We start from the raw sequence: 6126 nt of genomic DNA on the forward strand, positions 1-6126 counted from the left end.
CAGCATGGCCGAGCGCAGCGCGAAATAGGCCAGCACCTGGCCGCGCACCGCGCCCACGGTCTTGAGCACGGCCGATTCGAAGATCCGCGCCCGTTCGCCCGCAGCCGCCGCGCCGATCAGCACGATCACCCCCGTCACCAGCGTCGCCGACGCCCCATAGGCGACCGCGGCGGCCAGTGCGGACAGCACCTCGGCCACCCGGTCGAGCGCGTCGCGCACCCGGATCGCGGTGATGTTGGGATAGGCCGAGGCCAGGTCGCGCAGGATCGCGGCCTCGGCCTCGGGCTCGGCATAGATCGTGGCGATATGGGTATGCGGCGCGCCGCTGAGCGCGGCCTCGTTCAGCGTGACCACGAAGCCAATCCCGACGGTCGAGAAATCGACATCGCGAAAGCTGGTGATCGTCGCCGTGATGTCGCGGCCGAGGATGTTCACCGTCACCGCGTCACCGAGTTTCAGGCCGATCTCGGCCGCCTCCTCCTGGGCGAAGCTCATCACCGGGGGGCCGTCATAGGCTTCGGGCCACCATTCCCCGGCAGTGACCACGGTGCCCTCGGGCGGGCGGTCGGCATAGGTCACGCCGCGATCGCCCCGGATCACCCAGTGATCGCCGGCCACCTCGGTCGCCGGGCGGCCATTGATCCCGGTGATGACCCCGCGCAGCATCGGCGCGGTTTCCACCTTGCTGACGCCCGGATCGCGGTTCAGCCGGTCGAGAAAGCCCGCAAGCTGGTCGGGCTGGATATCGACCACGAAATAGGCCGGTGCGCGTTCGGGCAGTTCCTGCTGGATCGCGCCGCGCAGATTGGCGTCGATCTGCCCGATGGCGGCCAGGATCGACAGCCCCAGCCCCAGCGAGAGGACGACCGACACGGTCTCGCTGCCCGGTCCGCCCACCGCGCCCAGCGCCAGCCGCAGCGCGGTGCGTCCGCGCACCATGCGCGCCCGAGCCAGCCTGCGCGCCAGCCGTCTCAGCCCCCAGGCCGCCAGCACCAGCAGGCCCAGCGCCGCGACGATGCCGAAGGCCGCCCAGAGCGCCAGTTTCGGCATGCCCGAGAACGCTGCCGCCGCCCCGATCAGCGCGGCGGCCAGCGCGCCGGTCGCGGCAATGTAGACCGGCCGCGGCCAGGCCCGGACCCGGCCCGAGGCATCGCGGAACAGCGCCGCGGCGCGCACCTCCTCGGTGCGGGCCAGCGGCCAGAGCGTGAACAGCAGCGCGGTCAGCACACCGTAAAGCGCGGCCTCGGCCAGCGGCGCGGGATGGACATTGACCGCCACCGGCACCGGCAATTGCGCCTGCATCAGCGGCGCCGCGACCAGCGGCAGCAGGGCGCCCAGCGCCAGCCCGATGGCGATGCCCAGCCCCGCCAGCGCGCCGATCTGGATCAGATAGGCCAGCAGGATCGTCCGCCCCTCGGCGCCCAGGGTCTTGAGGGTGGCGATCACCTCGGTCTTGCCGTCCAGATAGGCGCGCACCGCCGCCGAGACGCCGACCCCGCCCACCGCCAGCCCCGCCAGCCCCACCAGCACCAGGAAGGACGCCATCCGGTCTACGAAGCGGGTCAGCCCCGGCGCGCCGTTGCGCGCGTCGCGCCAGCGCATCCCCTTGCCCGCGAAACGTTCGAGCGCGCGCGCCTCCAGCGCGGCCATGTCGGCGCCGGGCGGCAGGGCGACGCGGTATTTCGTCTTGTAAAGCGTGCCGGGCGCGAGCAGGCCCGACCCCTCCAGCGCCGCCTCGCGCAGGATCAGCCGCGGGCCAAGGCCGAAACCGTCCCCCGCCCCGTCGGGTTCGCGCAGCAGGATCGCGCGCAACGTATAGTTCGCGCTGCCCAGCCGGAACCGGTCGCCGGGGACAAGCCCCATCCGGTCGGCCAGCACCCGTTCCATCACCGCGCCATCGCCCGCCAACGCCTGATCCAGCGGCATCGGCGGGTCGAGTTCCACCGTGCCATAAAGCGGATAGGCCTCGTCCACGCCCTTGACCTGGGTCAGGCCGCGCTCGGTTTCGCCATTCCGCTCGACGACCACCATCGAGCGGAAATCGACCACCTCCGAGACCTGCGCAGCGATCAGTTCCATCCAGGCGCGTTCGGCCGGTTCGGCATGGCGATAGGTCAGCGACATCTCGGCATCGCCGCCCAGCAGCAGCGCGCCCTCGCGCTTCAGCCCGGCGGTGATGCTTTCGCGGATCGAACCGACCGTGGCGATGGCCGCTACCCCCAGCGCCAGGCAGGCGATCAGGACATAGAACCCCCTCAGCCCGCCGCGCAGCTCGCGCCGGGCGATGCGGGCCGCGACCGCAAGGCTCATTCCGCCGCCCTCCGCACATCCTGCCCGGCGATGCGGCCATCCGCCAGCCGCACCACCCGGTCGCAGCGCGCGGCCAGGTCGGGGGCATGGGTCACCAGCACCAGCGTCGCGCCATGCCGGTCGCGCAGGCCGAACAGAAGCTCCATGATCGCCTCGCCATTCGCCCCGTCCAGATTGCCCGTAGGCTCGTCGGCCAGCAGCACATGCGGGCGCGGCGCGGCGGCGCGGGCCAGCGCCACGCGCTGCTGTTCGCCGCCCGACATCTGGCTGGGATAATGATCGGTCCGCGCGCCGAGCCCGACACTGCGCAATTCCTCGGCAGCCCGGTCAAAGGCGTCGCGATGCCCGGCAAGCTCCAGCGGGGTCGCGACATTTTCAAGTGCCGTCATGGTCGGGATCAGGTGGAAAGACTGGAACACAACGCCCATATGCTCACGGCGGAACCGGGCCAGCGCGTCCTCGTTCATCGCGGTCAGGTCATGGCCCAGCGCCATCACCCGGCCCGAACTGGCGCGTTCGAGCCCGCCCATCAGCATGAGGAGCGACGACTTGCCCGACCCCGACGGCCCCACCAGCCCCAGCGTCTCGCCCCGCGCGACATCGAGCGAGATGCCATGCAGTATCCCGACCGGCCCGGCATTTCCGGCAAGGGTCAGCGTGACATCGGCAAGCGAAAGGATCGGATCGGTCATGGGGCGCCTTCGGATGGGTCTGTTTGAGCTTGGATATGGGGCGCGGGCGCGCGCGCTCAAGCAGGCGCTGGCGGCGGTGCTGGCACTGGGTCTGGGAACGGCGGCCGCGGCCGAGGTGACCATCGCCGCGCTGGGCGACAGCCTGACGCAGGGCTACGGGCTGGCGCAGGGCGAGGGCTTCGTGCCGCAGCTGGAGGGCTGGCTGCGCGCACAGGGCGAAGACGTGCGGGTGCTGAACGCGGGCGTGTCGGGCGATACCACGGCGGGCGGGCTGTCGCGGGTGGGCTGGACGCTGACGCCCGAGGTCGACGCGATGATCGTGGCGCTGGGCGGCAACGACCTGTTGCGCGGCATCGACCCGGCGGCGTCCCGCGCGAACTTGCGCGCGATCCTTGAGGCTGCGCAGGCGGCGGAGGTCGAGGTTCTGCTGGTAGGCCTGAATGCGCCCGGCAATTACGGGCCCGATTACAAGGCGGCGTTCGACGCGATGTATCCCGAACTGGCCGCCGAATTCGGCGCGCTGCATGTCGAAAGTTTCCTTAAGGGCCTGACCGACCTGCCCGACCGCGAAGGCGCGATGCGCGACTACATGCAGCCCGACGGCATCCACCCCTCAGCCGCGGGCGTGGCGCGGATCGTCGAGGCGATGGGACCCGCGGTGCTGGAACTGGTCGCGCGGGTGCAGGCACGGGGCGAGTAAGGGGGCGCTGCCCCCGCCGCCCGTTCCGGGCGGCCCCCCCGGGATATTTCGGGCCAGAAGAAGACGGGGGACAGCCCGAGGGACCGGCCGCAAGGCCGGTCCCGAGATGAAAGGCTTGCGCCGAAGGCGCGCAACCGGATCACGCCGACGCTTCGGGCCGGGCGGGCCGGGTCACTTCCAGTCGAAGAAGCCCTCACCCGCCCGGGCCAGCAGGTCCTTGCCCAGTTTCCAGCCCATTTCGGACGCATCCTCGATCGGCGCGCGCGCCTCGCCCTTGATGCTTTCGCTGCCATCGGGGCGCAGGATCTCGCCGCGCAGCCAGATCGTGCTGCCCTCGTGCTGGGCCAGCCCGGCAATCGGCGTCTCGCAGGAGCCGTCCAGCGCGGCGAGGAAGAAGCGTTCGGCCGCCATCTGCTCGCCCGTCGGCCCGTGGTGCAGCGCTTCCAGCATGTGGGCGGCGAGCGCGTCGTCCTTGCGCCGCTCGATCCCGATGGCGCCCTGGGCGACGGCGGGCAGCATGTCCTCGGGCGCGATGGCCGATTGCGCCACATGGCTCATGCCCAGCCGGTTCAGCCCGGCCATGGCCAGAAAGCTCGCCACCGCCACGCCGTCCTCGAGCTTTTTCAGCCGCGTCTGGACGTTGCCGCGGAACTCGACCACCTGAAGATCGGGCCACCGGTTCAGAAGCTGGGCCTTGCGCCTCAGCGACGAGGTGCCGACCACCGCGCCCTGGTCCAGATCGGCGATCCCCTTGACCGCACGCGAGATGAAGGCGTCGCGGAAATCCTCGCGCGGAAGGAAGCAGTCCAGCACCAGCCCCTCGGGCTGTTCCACCGCCATGTCCTTGGTCGAATGCACCGCGATGTCGATGCGGCCCTCGATCATGGCCTCCTCGATCTCCTTGGTAAAGAGCCCCTTGCCCCCGATCTCCTTGAGGGCGCGGTCCAGGACCCGGTCGGCGATGGTCTGGATCACCACGATCTCGAACGCCTCCTCGGGCAGATCGAAGGCGGCCATCAGCAGGGCGCGGGTTTCATGGGCCTGAGCCAGCGCCAGCGGAGAGCCGCGGGTGCCGATCTTGAGGGGTGAAGCGGGGGAGGGAAGTGTGATAGCCATGCGCCAAACCTCTATTCGCGTCACGTCGTCCTGACAACTCGGCCCGACTTGACATGCTGACGCAAGCAGGGGACGACAGACCGCACCAATAAACGGGGAAGACGATGGCGGAAACCAAAAAACTACTTCGGTCGCTTGCGGGTGAAACGCAGGACGTGCCGCCGGTCTGGCTGATGCGCCAGGCGGGCCGCTACCTGCCCGAATACCGGGCCACCCGGGCCGAGGCGGGCGACTTCCTGTCGCTGTGCTACAATTCCGACCTCGCCGCCGAGGTGACGCTGCAACCGATCCGCCGCTATGGTTTCGATGCCGCGATCCTGTTCGCCGATATCCTGCTGCTGCCCCAGGCGCTGGGGGCGGATCTTTGGTTCGAGACCGGCGAAGGCCCGCGGCTGTCCACCATCAGCGGGATGGATGGCGTGAGGGCGCTCAAGGGCAAGGACGACATCCACGACCACATGGCTCCGGTCTATGAAACCGTGCGCATCCTTGCGCGCGAGTTGCCCGGCGAAACCACGCTGATCGGATTCGCGGGCGCGCCCTGGACCGTGGCGACCTACATGATCGCGGGCCGAGGCACGCCCGACCAGGCCCCGGCGCACAAGCTCAAGGCCGAGGATCGCGCCAGCTTCGAGGCGCTGATCGCGTTGCTGACCGAGTCGACCATCGAATACCTGTCCCAGCAGGTCGAGGCCGGTGCCGAGGTGGTCAAGATCTTCGACAGCTGGGCGGGGTCCCTCAAGGGCGAGGATTTCACCCGCTACGCGCTGGAGCCCGCGCGCCGGATCATCGCCGAGTTGAAATCGCGCCATCCCGGCCTGCCCTGCATCGCTTTCCCGCGCGAGGCGGGCGAGAACTATATCGGCTTTGCCCGGGCGACCGGCGCGGATTGCGTGGCGCTGGACAATTCGGTGGATGCCGACTGGGCCGCGGCGCATGTGCAGGTCGATGGCTGTGTGCAGGGCAACATGGCCCCCAACCTGTTGGTGACCGGCGGCCAGGCCCTGATCGACGAGACGAAGCGGATCAAGGCCGCCTTCGCGAAGGGGCCGCATATCTTCAATCTCGGCCATGGCATCACGCCCGAGGCCGATCCCGAAAACGTGCATGTCATGCTGGAGGCGCTGCGCGGCTAGAGTTGTTTCCGGTCAAGTTGAAGCATATCCTGCGTGCCGGAGATAGCGGGCACATTCCTTCGGGTTGAAGGCAGTCAGTGCGGATGCGATGGCGCTGCAGAGGCTGTCAGCGCATCTCGGGGCGGCGCTTCGCACGAGGGCCTTGAGCCTGGCGAAGACCATTTCGATCGGA

The 6126-nt window shown here is 69.7% G+C and carries 5 protein-coding genes; 2 read left to right on the forward strand and 3 right to left on the reverse strand.

From position 1 onward, the window contains the following. Together ENN83_RS00365 and ENN83_RS00370 are read right to left on the reverse strand one after the other, a co-directional pair. On the reverse strand, positions 1-2310 hold a 2310-nt coding region (locus ENN83_RS00365), incomplete at its 3' end, for an ABC transporter permease (protein WP_287182759.1). Next, the gene (locus ENN83_RS00370) at positions 2307-3002 is read right to left on the reverse strand and encodes an ABC transporter ATP-binding protein (protein WP_287182760.1); all 696 of its coding nucleotides are present in this window, start codon (positions 3000-3002) and stop codon (positions 2307-2309) included. The genes ENN83_RS00365 and ENN83_RS00370, both read right to left, overlap by 4 nt. Before the next feature lie 13 nt (positions 3003-3015). Here ENN83_RS00370 and ENN83_RS00375 point away from each other — a divergent pair, with 13 nt between their 5' ends. Further along, a complete protein-coding gene (locus ENN83_RS00375; protein WP_287182763.1) occupies positions 3016-3702 on the forward strand; it encodes an arylesterase in 687 nt (228 codons plus the stop codon). 171 nt (positions 3703-3873) lie between these two features. Here the strand turns inward: ENN83_RS00375 and hemC are convergent, their stop codons facing one another. Continuing rightward, the gene (hemC, locus tag ENN83_RS00380; RefSeq protein ID WP_287182766.1) at positions 3874-4818 is read right to left on the reverse strand and encodes a hydroxymethylbilane synthase; all 945 of its coding nucleotides are present in this window, start codon (positions 4816-4818) and stop codon (positions 3874-3876) included. 104 nt (positions 4819-4922) lie between these two features. On the opposite strand from hemC, the gene hemE reads away from it, so the two are divergent. Beyond that, positions 4923-5954, forward strand: a complete 1032-nt coding sequence (gene hemE, locus ENN83_RS00385) for a uroporphyrinogen decarboxylase (protein ID WP_287182769.1) — start codon at positions 4923-4925, stop codon at positions 5952-5954. Positions 5955-6126 lie beyond the last annotated feature (172 nt).

The organism is Rhodovulum sp., from assembly GCF_011048875.1.
Classification (GTDB): domain Bacteria; phylum Pseudomonadota; class Alphaproteobacteria; order Rhodobacterales; family Rhodobacteraceae; genus Rhodovulum; species Rhodovulum tesquicola.